The organism is Streptomyces sp. CLCI03 (genome assembly GCF_053615355.1).
Window position 1 is genome coordinate 5,371,790 of sequence record NZ_CM132132.1, and the last position, 16,759, is coordinate 5,388,548.

Below are 16,759 nucleotides of genomic sequence, written 5' to 3' on the forward strand. Positions count from 1 at the left end.
TCGTGGCCGGGGTGCGGTCAGCGCTCCAGGAAGGAGAACAGCTCTTCCCACCGGTCGGTGATCTCGGGGCTGGAGTAGCGCTGCACCGAGCGGAAGGCGTTGTCCCCGAGCCGGTCGCGCAGCTCACGGTCGGACATCAGCACGCGCAGGTGCCCGGCCAGCTCCATCGTGTTGCCCAGCCGGGCCAGCAGCCCGTCCTCGCCGTGCTCGACGATCTCCCGTACGCCCGGCGCGCAGTCGAAGGCCGCGGCCGGCACGCCCGCCGCCATCGCCTCCAGCAGGGTGATCGGGAAGCCCTCGGCCCGGGAGGCCTGCGCGGAGACCGAGGCCCCGCGCAGCGCGCCCAGCACGTCGTCGGTGCTGCCCATCCACTCCACGGAGTCGTCCAGGCCGAGCGAGGTGCAGTGCGCCTTCAGCGTCGCCTCCTCCGCGCCCGCCCCGTAGATCCGCAGGACCCAGTCGGGGTGGTGCGGCGCGACGTCCGCCCAGGTGTCGAGCAGCAGGTCGACGCCCTTCTCGAAGGCCAGCCGGCCGACGCACGCCACGACCTTCTCCGTGCGCGGCGCGGGGGAGTCGGGCATGAAGGGCAGCGGGTTCGGCATGCTCCCCACGTTCTCCATGCCCGCCCGGATCCACAGGTCCGCGTCCTCGGCGGTCAGCACCAGCAGCCGGTCGACCTGCGGGTAGAAGCGGCGGACCCGCTCCCCGCGGGTGGACTTCTGGCTGGCCTCGAACGACTCGTGGCTCATCCCGATGACGGTGAGCCCCTTGGTGTCGGCGAGCGCCACCCACTCCATCGCCCAGACCTGGGTGACGATGACGACACCGCCCGGGCGGGCCGCCCGCAGCAGCTCGCTCAGCTGCTCGGCCTTGACCCGCATCTGCGCCCGCCGGGCCGCCTGGCGGCGCCGCTCGGGGGCGTTCAGCCGGCCCTTGATCCCGCGCAGCCGGCGGGCCGACGGCGGGTGGGTGTCGTAGAGCGTGGTCGTCTCGTACGGCAGGCCCTGCGGCAGCTTCTGCCGGATGTCGTCGGCGACCGGCGCGATGCCCACGATGTGCACCCGGTGGCCGCGGTCGGTGAACTGGCGGGCCATCTGGTGCGACCAGGTGGTCACGCCGCCGATCTCGTCGACGTTGTTCGAGACGAAGAAGATGTCACGGCCGCCCGGAGCGACGGTCTGCTGGTTCACTTGCCGCTCCTGGTGAAGAACTTCTCGACGATCCGGCGGGCCGCGTCCCCACGGTCGTACTCGCCGAACTCGGCGAGGAAACGCTGCCGTGCCTGGGCGTACTTGACGTCCGCCTCCTCGAAGGCGGCGAGCGCCTGCAGGAGCTCGTCCGCCGTGGCCACCACCGGACCCGGGGCCTTCTCCTTGAGGTCGAAGTACGTGCCGCGGATGTCGGTGGCGTACTTCTCGTAGTCGTAGGCGAAGAACAGCATCGGCCGGTCCAGGACCGCGTAGTCGAACATCACGGACGAGTAGTCGGTGATCAGACCGTCGGCGAGGGCCAGCAGCGGGGTGATGTCGTGGTGCCGGGACACGTCGATGACCCGGCCCGCGACGGACGGCGGCAACGAGACGCTGTTGAGGTAGTGGGTCCGCACCAGCAGCGTGAAGCGGTCGCCGAGCCGGTCCGCGAACTCCTCCACGTCGAAGGGGAAGGTGAAGCCCTCCACCGCGCCGTCCGCGCCCGCCCGGAAGGTCGGCGCGTACAGCAGCACCTTCTTGTCCGGGTCGATGCCCAGCTCGCCCGCCAGGGGCCCGCGCACCCGCTCACCGCTGTTCGACTCGGTCCGGTGCGCCTCGACGAGGGCGTCGTTGCGCGGGTAGCCCGTGCGCAGCAGTACCTCGTCCCGCAGTCGGAAGCCCTTGGCGAGGGTCCGGGTGTCGTGCTCGGAGCGGATCAGGAAGTGGTCGAAGCGGTCGACGGCCGCCTGGAAGCGGGCCTGGCCGGCCCGGCCCTGCGCCTTGGTCCGGGGCTCGTGGAAGCCCATCCGCTTGAGCGCCGAGCCGTGCCAGGTCTGGATGTACGTGGTTCCCGGGCGCTTGGCCAGCGCCAGCGGGAAGCCCTGGTTGTCGACCCAGTACTCGGCCTGGGCGAGGGCCCGCAGGTACTGCCAGCCCCAGCGCCTGACCAGGGTGGCCTCCTTGGGGAAGCCGGTGGGCTTGGCGCCCGCGTAGGACCAGATCGCCTCGAACGGCGCGCCCTGGCGGACGAGCTCCTCGTAGATCGCCTTCGGGCTGTCGCTGTACTGCTTGCCCATGTGGCTCTCGAAGACGACCGTGCCCTTCTTGATCGGCAGCTTCGAGAAGACCTCGTGGTAGATCTTCACCTTCTGCTCGCCGGAGCCCATGTTCCGGCGGGCCCGCAGTGCCTTGCGCAGGCCCCGCTTGACCACGCCGGCCGCCTTGCCCTGTATGGCGTTGTTGATCAGCGACTGGGTGCGGACGGCGGCGGCGCCCTCGGCGATCAGCACATAGCTGAGGTTGCCCTTCTTGGTCATCTGCGGCCCGAAACGGTCGGAGACCAAGCGGGTCAGGCGCGGACGCACGCGCAGCCGGTTGGCCGACTCCAGGTCGACCCCGCCGATCGCGACACGGGTGATGATCCGTTCGCCGCCCGCGGTCAGCTTGAGGCGGACGTCCCAGACGGCGTCGATGATGCCGAGCGGACGGACGGTGCTCGCGACGTCGGCGGTGCCGGTCCACTCGATCGTGTCACCGGCGTGGCGGACCGTTTCCACCGGGAAGCTGAAGGACCGCACGCCGATCTGCCGGCGGGCCCGGAACTCGATCGTGGCCTTCAGATCCGCGTCGGCCGGGATTCGACGCAGCGGGTTCACGACGGAGCCGGACATGGTGACCGTGCCGCGGCCGTCGTCCTCGTAGGAGGTGAGCCGGTTGCCCAGGGTGAGGGAGGTGAGCGGCGTGGTGTGGAAGGCCTGCTCGGTGACGTCCAGTATCCGGCGGGCCTCGTCGGCGTCGGGACCGTCGATGTGCTGCGCGCACCAGTAGACGCGGCCGTCGCGCTCGGCGAGCGGGGAGGTGAGCCGGCCCTTGTTGGTCATGGCGTCGGCGGCCGGGAGCAGGTTGTCCCAGTCCTCCTTGCCCAGCAGGTAGGCGCAGATCGCCTGGAGGTAGGTGACGTTCTCGTACGCGGTCGGGTCGATCCCCGCGAGGTAGCCGTTGGCGAGGCGGGCGAACTCCTGGCGGTACTCGTCGCTCAGCAGCGGCAGGTCGCGCAGGTGCAGCACGAGGTCGTGCTTGAGGAACTTGGCGTCCTTCGCGGACTTGATGTCCGTGTGGCCCTTCTCGGCCAGCAGGGCGTCGACGCGGCGGTGGATCTCCATCCGGTGGACGAAGTTCGCGATCTCGTGGCGCCGGTTGCTGATCGACAGGGCCGCGGCCTTCTCGACCACGTTCCAGAAGTAGACGTGGTTCGGGATGAGCGTGATGCGGCGGGCGGCCACGTAGGCCTGCGCGGAGAACAGCAGGTCCTCGTAGTGGATGCCGACCGGGAACTGCAGGCCCTGTTCCAGCAGGAACTCGCGCCGGTAGCACTTGTTCGTGGAGAGGGTGTCGTAGACCAGCAGGTCCGGGTACTCGGTGATCGACTCCAGCGTGCGCGTGCGGGAGTAGATCCAGGGGTACCACTCGGTGGTCTTGCCCCACCGGTTGTCGAGGTGCACGCGTACGCACATGCCCGAGACCAGGTCGGATCCGGTCCGCACGGCGGCGTCCAGCATGTTCCGGCAGGCGTTGCGCTCCAGCACGTCGTCGCTGTCGAGGAACATCACGTACGTTCCGGTGGCCTGCTGGATGCCGTGGTTGCGCGGCGCACCGCAGCCGCCGCTGTTCTCCGGCAGCTGGAAGGCGCGCACCCTCCCCGGATGTGCGGATTCCAGTTCCTGGGCGACCGCGTACGAGCGGTCCTTGCTGCAATCGTCGACGATCACGACTTCGACGCTGTGCAGGGTCTGGTCCAGAACCGACCGGACTGCTGTCGGCAGACGCTCTGCGTCGTTGTAGACGATGACGACCACGGAGACGTCGGGCACGTGCACCTCGATCCCTTCGTTTCGTTACGTTGAGCTGATTCCGCTTATCTCGTCCACGCTACCGTGTGCCGCCCTCGACTCCCGCAGCCCGACGCCCGTCCGACCCTCGCCGTGCATACTTCTAAGGAAGAGGTGAGAGGTGGGTCCGGCCGCCGACAATCACCCGTTCGGATCCAGCAGGAAGTGTTCATGACGAAGCTGTCCGTAGTTGTCCCTTGCTACAACGAAGAGGCCGTCATCGACAGCTTCGACGTGGAGATCCGGAGGGTCCTGGACGCCCTCCCCGTCGAGTACGAGGTCTGCTACGTCGACGACGGGAGCCGTGACGGCACCCTCGACAAGCTCCGGAAGATCGCCGCCGAACACGGCGACCGGACCCGCTACGTCTCCTTCAGCCGGAACTTCGGCAAGGAGGCCGGCATGCTCGCCGGCCTGCGCGAGACCACCGGCGACGCCGTGGTGATCATGGACGCGGACCTCCAGCACCCGCCGGAGCTCATCGCGACCATGCTGGAGCACTACCGGCAGGGACACGACCAGATCATCGCCCGCCGCACGCGCGAGGGCGACAAGAAGCTCCGCTCGGCCCTCAGCAGCCTCTACTACCGGGGTGTCAACCGCTGGGTCGACGTGGAGCTCACCGACGGCGTCGGTGATTTCCGCATGCTCTCGCGCCCGGCAGTGGACGCCCTGCTGTCGCTGCCGGAGTACAACCGCTTCTCCAAGGGCCTCTTCTCCTGGATCGGCTTCGACACCGTCCACTTCGACTACCGCAACGCGCAGCGCGAGGCCGGCGAGACGAAGTGGAAGTTCGGCGCCCTGCTGAACTACGGCATGGACGGCCTGATCTCCTTCAACAACAGGCCGCTGCGGATCGGGATCTGGTTCGGCGTGTCGCTGGTCGTCCTGACCGGTCTGTACGCCCTGTGGATCACGATCATGGCGATCACCAACGGCGTCGAGTCCCCGGGGTACGTCACCCTCGTGGCCATCATCACCGGCCTGGGCGGCGTACAGCTGATCATGCTGGGCCTCATCGGCGAGTACATCGGTCGCATCTACTACGAGGCCAAGCGCAGGCCGCACTTCCTGGTGAAGGAATCGCACGGGGCACAGCCGCTCCCGCGGACCGACGACCGGCCGGCGGCCCCGGTCGCGGAGCCCACGATCGTGGAGCGCAGCACCCGATGAGCCGCAAGGAGCAGCTCGGCCAGGTGTTCAGATTCGCCCTCGTGGGCGGGGTCAACACCGGCACCTTCTTCGGCATCTACCTGCTCCTGCACCCGTGGATGCCGTACTTCGCCGCCTACTCGCTCGCCTTCGTCCTGGCGATGGTCGGCTCGTTCTTCATGAACACCTACTTCACCTACCGGACCCGGCCGACCTGGAAGAAGTTCTTCCTCTTCCCGCTGACGAACATCACCAACTTCGTCATCCAGTCCGTCGGCCTCTACGCGCTGGTGACCTGGGCCGGGATGGACACCCGGATCGCCCCGCTCGTCGCGGCGGTCGTGGCCATCCCCTTCACCTTCCTGATCTCCCGCAAGATCCTCGTCCCGGGCGCCGCCCGGGCGGCCGCGGCCGGTTCCGCCGCGGCGGGGCCCGTGGCCGGCTCCTCGGCGGGATCATCGGCAGCGTCTTCGACGGGGTCCTCGGCCGAGTCCTCGTCCAGGCTCTGAAACCCCCGAGCAGCCCCGCGCGCCCACCCCGTAGATTGATACGGCAGGCATCTCGGCGACAGGCATTTCGGCAAGGGGCAAGGGGACAGACGTGTCAGCGGCTAGGCAAGGTGTCGTGGACGCCCGCAGGATCGTGGTCAAGGTCGGCTCCTCCTCCCTGACCACCGCGGCGGGCGGACTCGACGCCGACCGCGTGGACGCGCTCGTCGACGTCCTCTCCAAGGCCCGCAGCGGAGGCGAGAAGGAGATCGTCCTCGTCTCCAGCGGAGCCATCGCCGCCGGACTCTCCCCGCTCGGCCTGCGCCGCCGCCCCAAGGACCTCGCCCGGCAGCAGGCCGCCGCGAGCGTCGGCCAGGGCCTGCTCGTCGCCCGGTACACCGCCTCCTTCGCCCGCTACGGCGTCCGCGTCGGTCAGGTGCTCCTCACCACCGACGACACCAGCCGCCGCGCCCACTACCGCAACGCGTACCGCACCCTCGACCAGCTCCTCGCCATGGGCGCCCTGCCCGTCGTCAACGAGAACGACACCGTCGCCACGGACGAGATCCGCTTCGGCGACAACGACCGGCTGGCCGCCCTCGTCGCCCACCTCGTCCGGGCGGACCTCCTCGTCCTCCTCTCGGACGTGGACGGCCTCTACGACGGAGACCCGTCCCAGCCCGGCACCACCCGCATCGAAGAGGTCCGCGGGCCCGAGGACATCGCGCACGTCTCGATCGGCAGCGCGGGCAAGGCAGGCGTCGGCACCGGCGGCATGGTCACCAAGGTCGAGGCGGCCCGGATCGCGGCCGCCGCCGGGATCCCCGTCGTGCTCACCTCCGCGAGCCAGGCCGCCGACGCCCTCGCCGGACGGGGGACCGGCACGCTGTTCCACGCCACCGGGCGCCGCTCCGCGGACCGGCTGCTCTGGCTCCAGCACGCCTCGACCCCGCAGGGGCACCTGGTCCTCGACGACGGCGCCGTCCGCGCCGTCACCGAACGCGGCAGCTCCCTGCTGCCCGCCGGGATCGCGGCGGTCGAGGGCGACTTCGTCGCCGGGGACCCGGTGGAACTGCGCTCCGCGGACGGCCGCGCCGTCGCCCGGGGCCTGGTCAACTTCGACGCCAAGGAGCTCCCGCAGCTCCTCGGCCGCTCCACTCGCGAGCTCGCGCGGGAACTCGGACCCGCGTACGAGCGGGAGGTCGTCCACCGGGACGATCTGGTCCTGCTGGAGGGCTGAGGTTCGGTAAAAGCGGAGCGCGGCGGCCCGTGGACTGGTCAACTGTGAGGGGCGGGCGGACGCGCGTGGTGGAGACAGGAGGCGACTGGTGAGACGAGCGCTGACCAGCGTCGGCACAGGGGACGGTGACGGCGGCGGTGGCGGGGAGGAGCAGGACCACGCGTCGCGCCTGTGGCACGTGACCCTGAGCGTCTCCGGCAAGCCGGCCCCGCTGTCCGAGGTCCGACGCGGACTGGAGCAACTGGCCCACGACCACCCCTTCCTGCTGACCAGCCGGTACGCCGACGACCACGCGGAGATCCGCTACTGGGAAGAGGCCCGGGACCTCCACGACGCGGCGGCCGTCGCCCTGCGCCTGTGGGGCGAACACCGCTCCTCGGCGAAGCTCCCGCCCTGGGAGATCGTCGGCCTGGAGGTCATCGACCGCGCCACCTACCACCAGCGCGTGGCGGAGGGCTACGGCCCACCCCCGGCCCATCCGGTAGGCGTGCACCCGTACTAGGACCGGTCCGGGACCGTCCAGCCCCTCCGGCGTTCGAGGAGCGGGGTCCGGGGCGGAGCCCGGTTTTCCAGCCCGTCCGGCGCTTGAGGACCGGGCCGGGCGGAGCCCGGGGAGAAGGCCCCGCGCAGCGGCCCCGCACCCGCCCCGGACCGACCGACACCGACCGCGGGAGCCGCAGGGGCCGCAGGGCTCCGGGGGCAAAGCCCCGGCCCCACCCCCGCCGACCCGGCCGGAGGTCGTCTCGCGGGGTGGAAACCCCCAGGGCCACGCCCCGGCCGGGGACTACCCTGGGCGGCATGACCTCGCTCGATGCCGCCACCTCGCCCGTCCTCGCCACCGCGCAGCGGTCCCGTACCGCCGCCGCCGTCATCGCCCCACTCCCGCGGTCCGCCAAGGACACCGCCCTGCTGGCGATCGCGGACGCGCTGGAGGCCCGTACGGCCGAGATCATCGCCGCCAACGCCGTGGACACGGACAAGGCCCGCGCCGCGGGCACCAGCGAGACCGTCATCGACCGCCTCACCCTCACCGCGGAGCGCGTCGCCGCCATCGCCTCCGACGTCCGCGACGTCGCCGCCCTCCCCGACCCCGTCGGCGAGGTCGTCCGCGGCAACACCCTCCCCAACGGCATCGACCTCCGCCAGATCCGCGTCCCGCTCGGCGTCGTCGGCATCATCTACGAGGCCCGCCCCAACGTCACCGTCGACGCCGCCGCCCTCTGCCTCAAGTCCGGCAACGCGGTGCTCCTGCGCGGCAGTTCCTCCGCCTACTCCTCCAACACCGCGCTCGTCGCCATCCTGCGGGACGCCGTGGAGAGCGCCGGCCTGCCCGCCGACGCGATCCAGCTCGTCCCCGGCGAGTCCCGCGACTCCGTCCGCGAGCTGATGCGCGCCCGCGGCCTCGTCGACGTACTCATCCCGCGCGGCGGCGCCTCCCTCATCAAGACCGTGGTCGAGGAATCCACCGTCCCGGTCATCGAGACCGGTACCGGCAACTGCCACGTCTACGTCGACGCCCAGGCCGACCTGGACATGGCGGTGGACATCCTCATCAACTCCAAGGCCCAGCGGCCCTCGGTCTGCAACTCCGCCGAGACCCTCCTCGTCCACCGCGACATCGCAGACGCCTTCCTGCCGCGCGCCCTCGACGCGCTCGCCGAGGCGGGCGTCACCGTCCACGGCGACACCCGCGTCCTCGCCGCCGCCGAGCGCGGCAAGGTCACCGCCCTGCCCGCCACCGACGAGGACTGGGCCGCCGAGTACCTGTCCTACGACATCGCCGCCGCGGTCGTGGACTCCCTCGACGACGCCGTCACCCACATCCGCCGCTGGACCTCCGGTCACACCGAGGCGATCGTCACCACCTCGCAGGCCGCCGCGCGCCGCTTCACCCAGCTGGTCGACTCGACCACGGTCGCCGTGAATGCGTCCACTCGGTTCACGGACGGTGGCCAGTTCGGCTTCGGTGCCGAGATCGGTATCTCCACCCAGAAGCTGCACGCCAGGGGCCCGATGGGCCTTCCCGAGCTGACCTCCACCAAGTACATCGTCACCGGAGACGGTCACGTTCGGTAGTGAACGCCTGAGCACCGTGTGGCCGAAATTCGGCGGACACCCTGCCCAAGGAGGCCCCCCAGGTCTAGGCTGTTCCTGTGCCGGACGACGTGGGGGGCAAGCCGTTCCCGGACGACGGGACCCCCGAAGACGATGCAACAGACCGCGGAGGCGCGGATCACGACTTCGCCTCCGTGGTGTTCGACGAGGACTTCGTCCGGAACGCCGAGATCCATGAACCGAGCGCCGCCGAGCGCCAGCGGGCGGCGGACCGAGCGCGCGCGGAGGCCGAGGCCGCCCGCGCCGTGGCCGGTGGCTGGACGGGCGACGACGACCACGACAGCTACGGATACGGCCACCCCGACGGGTACGACGACCACGGTTGGGACCACGACCGCGGCTACGGATACCCGGACGGCCCGTACGGGGCCTACGGCGGCAGTCTGCGCCCCTACCGCGGCCGCGCACCGTGGCTGCGCCCCGTCGCCTGGGTGCTCGCCTTCGTGATGGGCCTCGGCATGGTCGCCCTCGCCTTCAGCGCCGTCTACCGCAGTGCCTCGGGTGAGGCGGACCCCGCTCCGGCGCCCGCCAGCACCCCCAGGGGTGAAGTCACCGGCGTCGGCGCGTTTACGTACCCCTCCGTTCGCCAACCCTGAAGGTACGACCCCACTCGCGTACGTTGGAGCTGGGGGCTTCTCTGGAGCGGGGACAGCGGGGAGAAGCGATGGCCGTGCCAGGAGATCCACCCAACAGCACCCCCGAGGGCATGGGCGGGGGCGACGACGACTTCCGGTCGGACGAGTACCGGTCGGTGGTGTTCGACGAGGACTTCGTCCGGGCTGCCCGACTTCAGGAGTACTCCGCGCAGGAACGGATGGGCGAACACGCCCGTGCCGTACGCAGCCGCTCCATCTGGTCCGGCAGCGGCTCCACGGCCCGCACCGGCACGCCCGGACGGGGCGCCCGGCAGGGCATGCTGCTCGTGCTGCTCATCGCCACGGCCTTCGCCGCCGCCGTCTACATGGGCCTGCGCAACCCCTACCTGCCCCCGGCCGGCGGACCCGCCCAGGCGCTCACCAGCACCGTGGTGCCGCTCGCCCCGACCAGCGACGTGCCCGGCGGGCGCCCCGCCGAGCTGTACGCGAAGAGCCCCGCCGCCGACTACCGGGTCGGGGCGGCGGGCATCACGATGCCCGCCGTGCGCCGCACGCACCACTTCACCGACGCCCAGGTCGGCGCCGCGCTGTCCATCGCCAAGGACTACCTGGTGCAGTCCTCGCTGGACCCCGACATCCTCACCGGAGCGGCCTCCCGCCCGGTGCGGGTCCTGCTCGACCCCGACCAGCTGGCGCAGTTCGACCGCAGCCTGACCTCGCCCTCCGGCGACGGGCGTCACGCGGCCACCGGCTGGCTGGTCCGCTTCGACCCGGCGACCGCCGTCCTGGCCGACTCCCGGGTCCGGGTGAGCGGCACCCTCGCGGTGGAGGAGGTGGCCGCGGACATGCTGGAGGTCACCACCGACCACACCTTCGTCTACGCCGTACGGCCCGCCACCGGATCCCCGGCGGCGGCCGACGGCGCCTCGCTGTTCACCGTCCGGCGCGAACTGCGGCTGCGCTTCGACCGGGACGACCTGAACGCCCGGCGGCTGGAGCTGGCCTCGGCCTACGTGATGGCCGGGCCCCAGGACTGCTCCGCCGACCCGGCCGGGGCCTTCCACCCGCTCCTGGCCGGAGCCGGCCCGACCACGGTGGGCCCGGCCGCGAGCGACCCGTACACCACCGGCCGGCCGCGGCGCACGGCCGGGCTGTGCGGCGTCCTGGCATCGCCCCAGGCGCCGCCCGTGACCGAGTCCGCGACGCCGCCCCCGCCCCCGCAGGCCGCTCCCGTCAGCCCTGCTCCGTAGCCGCCCCCTTGTCCTGCGACGCGGTGCCGGCTCCCGCTCCGGCGGATCCCGTGAACTTGTCGCGGAGCTTGCCGCCCATGTCGGCCGCGCCGCCCGCGATGTCGCCCACCAGCTTGAACAGCGGGTCCTTGCTGGTGCGCACCGAATCGGCGTAGTGCGCGGCCGACTGGCGGAAGGAGTCGGTCACCGAGGTGTCCTTGTCCTCGTCCCGGCGCGGGTAGTGGCCGTCCATGATCCGCTGGTGGTCGCGGCTCTCCGCCCACTTCTTCAGCTCGGCGGCCCGCACCGTGGTGAAGGGATGCGTCCGGGGCAGCAGGTTCAGGATCTTCAGCACGGAGTCGCGCAGGTCGCCGCTCGACTCGTACTCCTCGGCCTGGGCCAGGAAGGCGTCCACGTTCATCTCGTGGAGGTGGTTGCCGCCCGCGATCTTCATCAGCCCTCGCATCGAGGCCTGCACGTCCTGCCCCACCAGCAGTCCGGCGCGGTCCGCCGAGAGCTCCGACTTGCGGAACCACTCCCGCAGCGCCGTCACGATCGTCATGATCGCCACATTGCCCAGCGGGATCCACGCGACCTTCATCGCCAGGTTCGTCAGGAACAGCAGGATCGTGCGATAGACCGCGTGCCCCGACAGCGCGTGGCCCACCTCGTGGCCCACCACCGCCCGCATCTCCTCCTCGTCGAGCAGCTCGACGAGGCCCGTGGTCACCACGATGATCGGCTCGTCCAGGCCGATGCACATGGCGTTGGGATTCGGGTCCTGCTGCACATACATCTGGGGGACCTTCTCCAGGTCCAGGATGTAACAGGCGTCCCGCAGCATCGCGTACAGGTGCGGGAACTGCGTCTCGCCCACCCGCACCGACTCCGACAGGAACATCAGCCGCAGGCTCCGCTCCGGCAGCAGGCCGCTCAGGGCCTTGAACACCGTGTCGAAGCCGCTCAGCTTGCGCAGCGCCACCAGCGCCGAGCGGTCCGCCGGATGCTCGTACGCCCGCGACGAGATGCCGGGAAACCGCCTGCGGTCCCGTGCCGGTGACTTCTCGAACCCTGTTTCCGTCATAGCGCCCTCCCCTGGATGGACCTGCTCGACCCTGCGTCTATCCTCTCCAACGCCTGAGTCGGCGTGAGCGTGCCCCAGGCCCCCGCATACGATGTGAGCGAAGTCTCCGCTCGCTCCCCGACTCGATAGGTATCTGCCTGATGAGCCTCTCCACCACCGCCCACAACCTGGTCGTCCTCGCCTCGGAGGGGGCCGAGCAGCACGGCGGCAACCACGACAGCCTGAACCCGTACCTGACCGGCGGCGGTGCCTTCGTCATCCTGATGCTGATGCTGTGGGTCACCACGCGCCTCAACCGCGACCGCTGAACCCGCTGAACCCGCCGGGAACGCCGCGTCCGCCGGGCCAGTAGGCTCTGCGCTCATGGGAGAGCAGGAGATGCCTACCGGTCCGGTCAAGCGCCGGCTCGGCGTGATGGGCGGGACATTCGACCCGATCCATCACGGACACCTGGTGGCCGCCAGCGAGGTGGCCGCCCTTTTTCACCTCGACGAGGTGATGTTCGTGCCGACCGGCGAGCCGTGGCAGAAGTCGCAGCGGGCCGTGTCGCCGGCCGAGGACCGTTATCTGATGACGGTCATCGCCACCGCGTCGAACCCGCAGTTCTCGGTGAGCCGCATCGACATCGACCGCGGCGGGCCGACCTACACCATCGACACCCTGCGGGACCTGAAGGCGCAGAACGACGACGCCGATCTGTTCTTCATCACCGGTGCCGACGCGCTCGCACAGATCCTGACCTGGCGAAACGCCGAAGAACTCTTCTCGCTCTCCCACTTCATCGGAGTCACCCGGCCGGGCCACGTGCTCACCGACGACGGGCTCCCGGAGGGCGGTGTCTCCCTGGTGGAGGTGCCCGCGCTCGCGATCTCGTCCACCGACTGCCGCGCGAGGGTGGCCCAGGGGGATCCTGTCTGGTACTTGGTGCCGGACGGCGTCGTGCGCTACATCGACAAGCGTGAGCTGTACCGGGGAGCCTGAGCTTCCGGAGAGAGAGGCCCCGCGGTGAACGACCGACAGGATCCGTACGACCCGTATGCCGCCCAGGAGCAGCAGCTCGTCGGCTACGACGCGTACGGGCGGCCGGTGTACGGCCAGGCGCCCGCGCAGTCCGCCCAGCCCGCCCCGCAGCAGTACGGGCAGCAGTACGAGCAGCAGCAGTACGGCTACGACCACCAGGGCTACGGTCAGCCGCAACAGCAACAGCAGTACTACCCGCAGCAGCCGGCCGTCCAGGAGTACGGGCAGCAGGAGTACGCCCAGGCGCAGGGCTACGCGTACGACACGCAGCAGACCCAGCAGTGGATCCCGCAGCAGACCGCCCCGGAGCCCACGGAGGCCCCGGCCGCCGCCGAGCGCCCGGCCGCCCAGGTCCCCGAGCCGCGCCGGCCGGACGGCGAGGGCGGCGCCGCCCGCGGCGAGACGCACGACGACGAGCCCGCGGCGGGCCGGGACTACCGCACCGAGATGTTCGCCTTCATCGACCAGCCGGACGAGGACTCCGAGGACGTCATCGACTGGCTCAAATTCACCGAGAGCCGCACCGAACGCCGCGAGGAGGCCCGCCGCCGCGGCCGCAACCGGGTGGTGGCCCTGATCGTCGTCCTCGCCCTGTTCCTCGTCGGCGGCCTCGGCTACCTCTGGTACGCGGGCAAGCTCCCCTTCCTCGACGGCCCCGGCGACAAGAAGTCCGGCGCGACCGCCGACGCCGGCGCGCAGAAGCGGGACATGATCGTCGTCCACCTGCACAACACCAAGAAGGGCGGCACCTCCTCGGCGCTGCTCGTCGACAACGTCACCACCAAGCAGGGCGCCACCGTCCTGCTGCCGAACACCCTGGCCATCACCGGCCAGGACGGCACGGCGACGGGACTCGGCAAGTCGGTCGAGGACGGCGGTCTCGGCACCCGCGAGGCCCTCGACTCCGTGCTCGGCACCCACATCGGCGGCACCTGGCGCCTGGACACCCCCTTCCTGGAGAACCTGGTCGAGCTGGTCGGCGGCATCGAGGTCGACACCGACACCGCGGTCCCGGCCGACGACGCGGCCAAGACGCCGGCCGTGGCCCAGGGCCAGAAGCAGAGCCTGAGCGGCCCGATGGCCGTCGCGTACGCCACGTTCCGCGGGCAGGGCGAACCGGAGGCCAAGCAGCTGGAACGCCTGGGCAAGGTGCTCCAGGCGGTGCTGCGCAAGGTTCCGAGCGATCCGAAGGCGGCGGCCGTGACCGTCGAGAGCATCGGCCAGATCCTCGACCCGGCCCTGAACGCGCAGACCCTCGGCGCCCTGCTGTCCCGGCTCGGCGCCCACGCCAAGGTGGGCGCGTACCGCACGGACGTCCTCGGCGTGAAGGCGGACGGCGCGCTCACGGACGACGCGAACAAGAAGGTCGTCAAGGAGGTGCTCGGCGGCTCCGGCGCTGCGGCGCAGCCCGGCGCGGCCCCGCGCGTCGGCCTCAAGGACGCCACCGGCGACGAGAAGACGCAGATCGCGGCCAAGGCGGCGCTGGTGAACAGCGGCTACACCTTCGTCGACGGCGGCAAGGCCGACAAGACCGCGGCCGGCTCGCAGATCACCTACCAGGACGACGCGCAGCGGGACCGCGCGATCGAGGTCGCCAAGACGCTGGGACTGCCCGAGACGGCCGTCAAGAAGGGCGAGAACACGGTCAACGCGGACATCGTGGTGACCCTGGGCAAGGACTACAAGGCGTCCTGACCAGGCCCCCGATCGGTCCGGAGGGAGGCATTCGCCCGCGCGCGACGCTGCGCGCGGGCGGTGTCGGCGGTACATGAGACCCTTGTAAGGATCTGCCCGCCAACCCGAAAGCATGGCCAGTGACCGCCACGGACCGCTCCATCGAGCTCATCACCGCCGCCGCCCAGGCCGCGGCCGACCGGCTCGCGCACGACATCATCGCGTACGACGTCAGCGACGTGCTGTCGATCACCGACGCCTTCCTGCTCGCCTCGGCGCCCAACGACCGCCAGGTCAAGTCGATCGTCGACGAGATCGAGGAGCGCCTGCTCAAGGAGCTCGGCGCCAAGCCGGTGCGCCGCGAGGGCGACCGCGACGCCCGCTGGATCCTGCTCGACTACGTCGACATCGTCGTCCACGTCCAGCACAGCGAGGAGCGTGTCTTCTACGCGCTGGAGCGCCTGTGGAAGGACTGCCCCGAGATCGAGCTTCCCGAGGACGCCAAGCTCACCATCGGCAAGGCCGAGGAGCACGCCAAGCTGCGGGAGGCGGCGGGCGACGACGAACTGGACGGTGATCTGTTCTGAGCGCGACCACCTCGGGCAAGTCCGGCAGGAAGATCGTCCTCTGGCGCCACGGCCAGACCTCGTGGAACCTGGAGCGACGCTTCCAGGGATCCACGGACATCGAGCTGACCGAAGCGGGCGTGGCGCAGGCGCGCCGCTCCGCGCGGTTGCTCGCCTCGCTGAAGCCGGATGCCATCGTGGCCTCCGACCTGCGGCGCGCTTCCGCCACGGCCGCCGAGCTGGCGGCCCTCACGGGGTTGACGGTGTCGCACGACGCGGCGCTGCGCGAGACGTACGCCGGCGAGTGGCAGGGCCTCACGCACGACGAGATCCTCGAGAAGTACGGCGAGCAGTACGCGGCGTGGAAGCGCGGCGAACCGGTCCGTCGTGGCGGCGGTGAGCTGGAGACCGAGGTCGCCGACCGCGCGGCGCCGGTGGTGCTGGAACACGCCGACCGGCTGCCGCGGCCCGGCACCCTCGTCGTGGTCAGCCACGGCGGCACCATCCGTACGACGATCGGGCGCCTGCTGGGCCTGAACTCGCACGACTGGGAGGGGCTCGGCGGGCTCTCCAACTGCTGCTGGTCCGTCCTCGGCGAGGGCGCGCGCGGCTGGCGCCTGCTGGAGCACAACGCCGGCACGCTGCCGGAACCTGTGCTCGGCGACGACGACTGAGCGGCCTTCTGCCGCTCCCCGGCGGGGCTTCCACCCGGATTTCACTTTCCGGCTGGTCACAGGCTAGAGTTCTTCTTGTTCGCAGCGCAGAACACCGGAGACGGGGGGAGCGCGGCGAAGAGCGGGGCTATAGCTCAGTTGGTAGAGCGCCTGCATGGCATGCAGGAGGTCAGGAGTTCAATTCTCCTTAGCTCCACAATCAGGATCCCGTCCCCAACAGGGGGCGGGATCCTTGCTTTTGTACCCTTTGCGTTTGCTGACCTGGCCCGCACCGGCATGGCAGAATCGTGACCGCCGGAGGGGGACACGACGGCCCGACGCGGGAGGGAGTCGCTGACGGATGGGTGCACACCGGCGCCGGTGCGACTGGTGCAACAACGGCACGCCGATCGTGCGGGACATGGACCCGGTCAACCCCGACTACCAGTACTGGTGCGAGGAATGCGCTCGGGCGCTGATCATAAAAGGCGACCCGATCGAGACGTACCGTGAGCTGGAAGGGGAGCCGATCTACGGGCGGCTGCTCGACGAGCACTGCACGCTCAAGCGGTTCTATCAGTTCGCACGAGCGTGACAAGTTGGCTCAAATCGGACATGGCCTCTGGTCGGTGGAAACCGATTTTTGGACCAGGGCCATGACCGTGTAATGTTTGGGACGTCGCCAAGGGGAACCGGCAAGGGAGACCGAAGCGGCAAGCACAACAAGGGGCTATAGCTCAGTTGGTAGAGCGCCTGCATGGCATGCAGGAGGTCAGGAGTTCAATTCTCCTTAGCTCCACAGTGAAGAAGCGGGCCACCCGGATCGGGTGGCCCGCTTCTCGTTGTCCCCCGGTGCGGCGCGGG

16 protein-coding genes and 2 tRNA genes are annotated in these 16,759 nt (G+C 70.5%); 15 read left to right on the plus strand and 3 right to left on the minus strand.

Annotated elements, in window-relative coordinates; genetic code table 11:
* Positions 1-17: 17 nt before the first annotated feature.
* Together ACWG52_RS24740 and ACWG52_RS24745 are read right to left on the minus strand one after the other, a co-directional pair.
* Positions 18-1,190: a glycosyltransferase gene (locus ACWG52_RS24740; protein WP_453125946.1), complete on the minus strand. Its 1,173-nt coding sequence runs from the start codon at positions 1,188-1,190 to the stop codon at positions 18-20.
* Positions 1,187-4,066, minus strand: coding sequence for a bifunctional glycosyltransferase/CDP-glycerol:glycerophosphate glycerophosphotransferase (locus tag ACWG52_RS24745; protein ID WP_389811756.1), 2,880 nt, complete (start codon positions 4,064-4,066; stop codon positions 1,187-1,189). The genes ACWG52_RS24740 and ACWG52_RS24745 overlap by 4 nt, the downstream gene beginning before the upstream one ends.
* A gap of 183 nt (positions 4,067-4,249) precedes the next feature.
* Between ACWG52_RS24745 and ACWG52_RS24750 the strand changes: the two genes are divergently transcribed.
* The 7 genes from ACWG52_RS24750 to ACWG52_RS24780 all read left to right on the plus strand — a co-directional run bounded on the left by ACWG52_RS24750 (position 4,250) and on the right by ACWG52_RS24780 (position 10,919).
* A complete protein-coding gene (locus tag ACWG52_RS24750) occupies positions 4,250-5,251 on the plus strand; it encodes a glycosyltransferase family 2 protein (RefSeq protein WP_453125949.1) in 1,002 nt (333 codons plus the stop codon).
* The gene (locus ACWG52_RS24755; protein ID WP_453125951.1) at positions 5,248-5,739 is read left to right on the plus strand and encodes a GtrA family protein; all 492 of its coding nucleotides are present in this window, start codon (positions 5,248-5,250) and stop codon (positions 5,737-5,739) included. The genes ACWG52_RS24750 and ACWG52_RS24755 overlap by 4 nt, the downstream gene beginning before the upstream one ends.
* Before the next feature lie 91 nt (positions 5,740-5,830).
* The gene (gene proB / locus ACWG52_RS24760; RefSeq protein WP_389811763.1) at positions 5,831-6,958 is read left to right on the plus strand and encodes a glutamate 5-kinase; all 1,128 of its coding nucleotides are present in this window, start codon (positions 5,831-5,833) and stop codon (positions 6,956-6,958) included.
* Between the two features lie 34 nt (positions 6,959-6,992).
* Complete coding sequence (locus ACWG52_RS24765; protein ID WP_453129079.1) at positions 6,993-7,460, plus strand: hypothetical protein; 468 nt, start codon at positions 6,993-6,995, stop codon at positions 7,458-7,460.
* 248 nt (positions 7,461-7,708) lie between these two features.
* Complete coding sequence (locus ACWG52_RS24770) at positions 7,709-9,034, plus strand: glutamate-5-semialdehyde dehydrogenase (RefSeq protein ID WP_453125952.1); 1,326 nt, start codon at positions 7,709-7,711, stop codon at positions 9,032-9,034.
* Positions 9,035-9,111: 77 nt separating this feature from the next.
* Positions 9,112-9,669 carry an SCO2584 family spore wall biosynthesis protein gene (locus ACWG52_RS24775; protein ID WP_389811769.1) on the plus strand — a complete coding sequence of 186 codons (558 nt, stop codon included), beginning with the start codon at positions 9,112-9,114 and terminating at the stop codon, positions 9,667-9,669.
* 68 nt (positions 9,670-9,737) lie between these two features.
* Entirely contained in the window at positions 9,738-10,919 is a 1,182-nt protein-coding gene (locus ACWG52_RS24780; RefSeq protein ID WP_390167188.1) for an SCO2583 family membrane protein, read from the plus strand.
* Here ACWG52_RS24780 and ACWG52_RS24785 read toward each other — a convergent pair.
* Complete coding sequence (locus ACWG52_RS24785) at positions 10,903-11,982, minus strand: M48 family metallopeptidase (RefSeq protein WP_389811775.1); 1,080 nt, start codon at positions 11,980-11,982, stop codon at positions 10,903-10,905. The genes ACWG52_RS24780 and ACWG52_RS24785 overlap by 17 nt on opposite strands.
* A 140-nt stretch (positions 11,983-12,122) precedes the next feature.
* Here ACWG52_RS24785 and ACWG52_RS24790 point away from each other — a divergent pair, with 140 nt between their 5' ends.
* From ACWG52_RS24790 to ACWG52_RS24825, 8 genes are all read left to right on the plus strand, one after another.
* Positions 12,123-12,290 carry a hypothetical protein gene (locus ACWG52_RS24790; RefSeq protein ID WP_033224011.1) on the plus strand — a complete coding sequence of 56 codons (168 nt, stop codon included), beginning with the start codon at positions 12,123-12,125 and terminating at the stop codon, positions 12,288-12,290.
* A 55-nt stretch (positions 12,291-12,345) separates the two neighbouring features.
* Positions 12,346-12,963 (plus strand): nicotinate-nucleotide adenylyltransferase, encoded by a 618-nt coding sequence (gene nadD / locus ACWG52_RS24795; protein ID WP_030008626.1) that lies wholly within the window; start codon positions 12,346-12,348, stop codon positions 12,961-12,963.
* 24 nt (positions 12,964-12,987) lie between these two features.
* A complete protein-coding gene (locus tag ACWG52_RS24800; RefSeq protein ID WP_389811781.1) occupies positions 12,988-14,697 on the plus strand; it encodes an LCP family protein in 1,710 nt (569 codons plus the stop codon).
* Between the two features lie 119 nt (positions 14,698-14,816).
* On the plus strand, positions 14,817-15,263 hold the full coding sequence (gene rsfS / locus ACWG52_RS24805) for a ribosome silencing factor (RefSeq protein WP_030008628.1): 447 nt from the start codon (positions 14,817-14,819) through the stop codon (positions 15,261-15,263).
* Complete coding sequence (locus tag ACWG52_RS24810) at positions 15,260-15,916, plus strand: histidine phosphatase family protein (RefSeq protein ID WP_033224013.1); 657 nt, start codon at positions 15,260-15,262, stop codon at positions 15,914-15,916. Before rsfS ends, ACWG52_RS24810 begins: the two co-directional genes overlap by 4 nt.
* Before the next feature lie 123 nt (positions 15,917-16,039).
* Positions 16,040-16,112: transfer RNA gene (locus tag ACWG52_RS24815), tRNA-Ala, on the plus strand.
* A gap of 144 nt (positions 16,113-16,256) precedes the next feature.
* The gene (locus tag ACWG52_RS24820; protein WP_008738908.1) at positions 16,257-16,490 is read left to right on the plus strand and encodes a hypothetical protein; all 234 of its coding nucleotides are present in this window, start codon (positions 16,257-16,259) and stop codon (positions 16,488-16,490) included.
* A gap of 131 nt (positions 16,491-16,621) precedes the next feature.
* Positions 16,622-16,694: transfer RNA gene (locus ACWG52_RS24825), tRNA-Ala, on the plus strand.
* Positions 16,695-16,759 lie beyond the last annotated feature (65 nt).

Bases quoted from the DNA above. Each gene is read 5' to 3' on its own strand.
- ACWG52_RS24750 (WP_453125949.1), top strand. From the start codon at position 4,250: ATGACGAAGCTGTCCGTAGTTGTCCCTTGCTACAACGAAGAGGCCGTC.
- ACWG52_RS24755 (WP_453125951.1), top strand. From the start codon at position 5,248: ATGAGCCGCAAGGAGCAGCTCGGCCAGGTGTTCAGATTCGCCCTCGTG.
- ACWG52_RS24780 (WP_390167188.1), top strand. From the start codon at position 9,738: ATGGCCGTGCCAGGAGATCCACCCAACAGCACCCCCGAGGGCATGGGC.
- ACWG52_RS24785 (WP_389811775.1), bottom strand. From the start codon at position 11,982: ATGACGGAAACAGGGTTCGAGAAGTCACCGGCACGGGACCGCAGGCGG.
- ACWG52_RS24790 (WP_033224011.1), top strand. From the start codon at position 12,123: ATGAGCCTCTCCACCACCGCCCACAACCTGGTCGTCCTCGCCTCGGAG.
- nadD (WP_030008626.1), top strand. From the start codon at position 12,346: ATGGGAGAGCAGGAGATGCCTACCGGTCCGGTCAAGCGCCGGCTCGGC.
- ACWG52_RS24820 (WP_008738908.1), top strand. From the start codon at position 16,257: ATGGGTGCACACCGGCGCCGGTGCGACTGGTGCAACAACGGCACGCCG.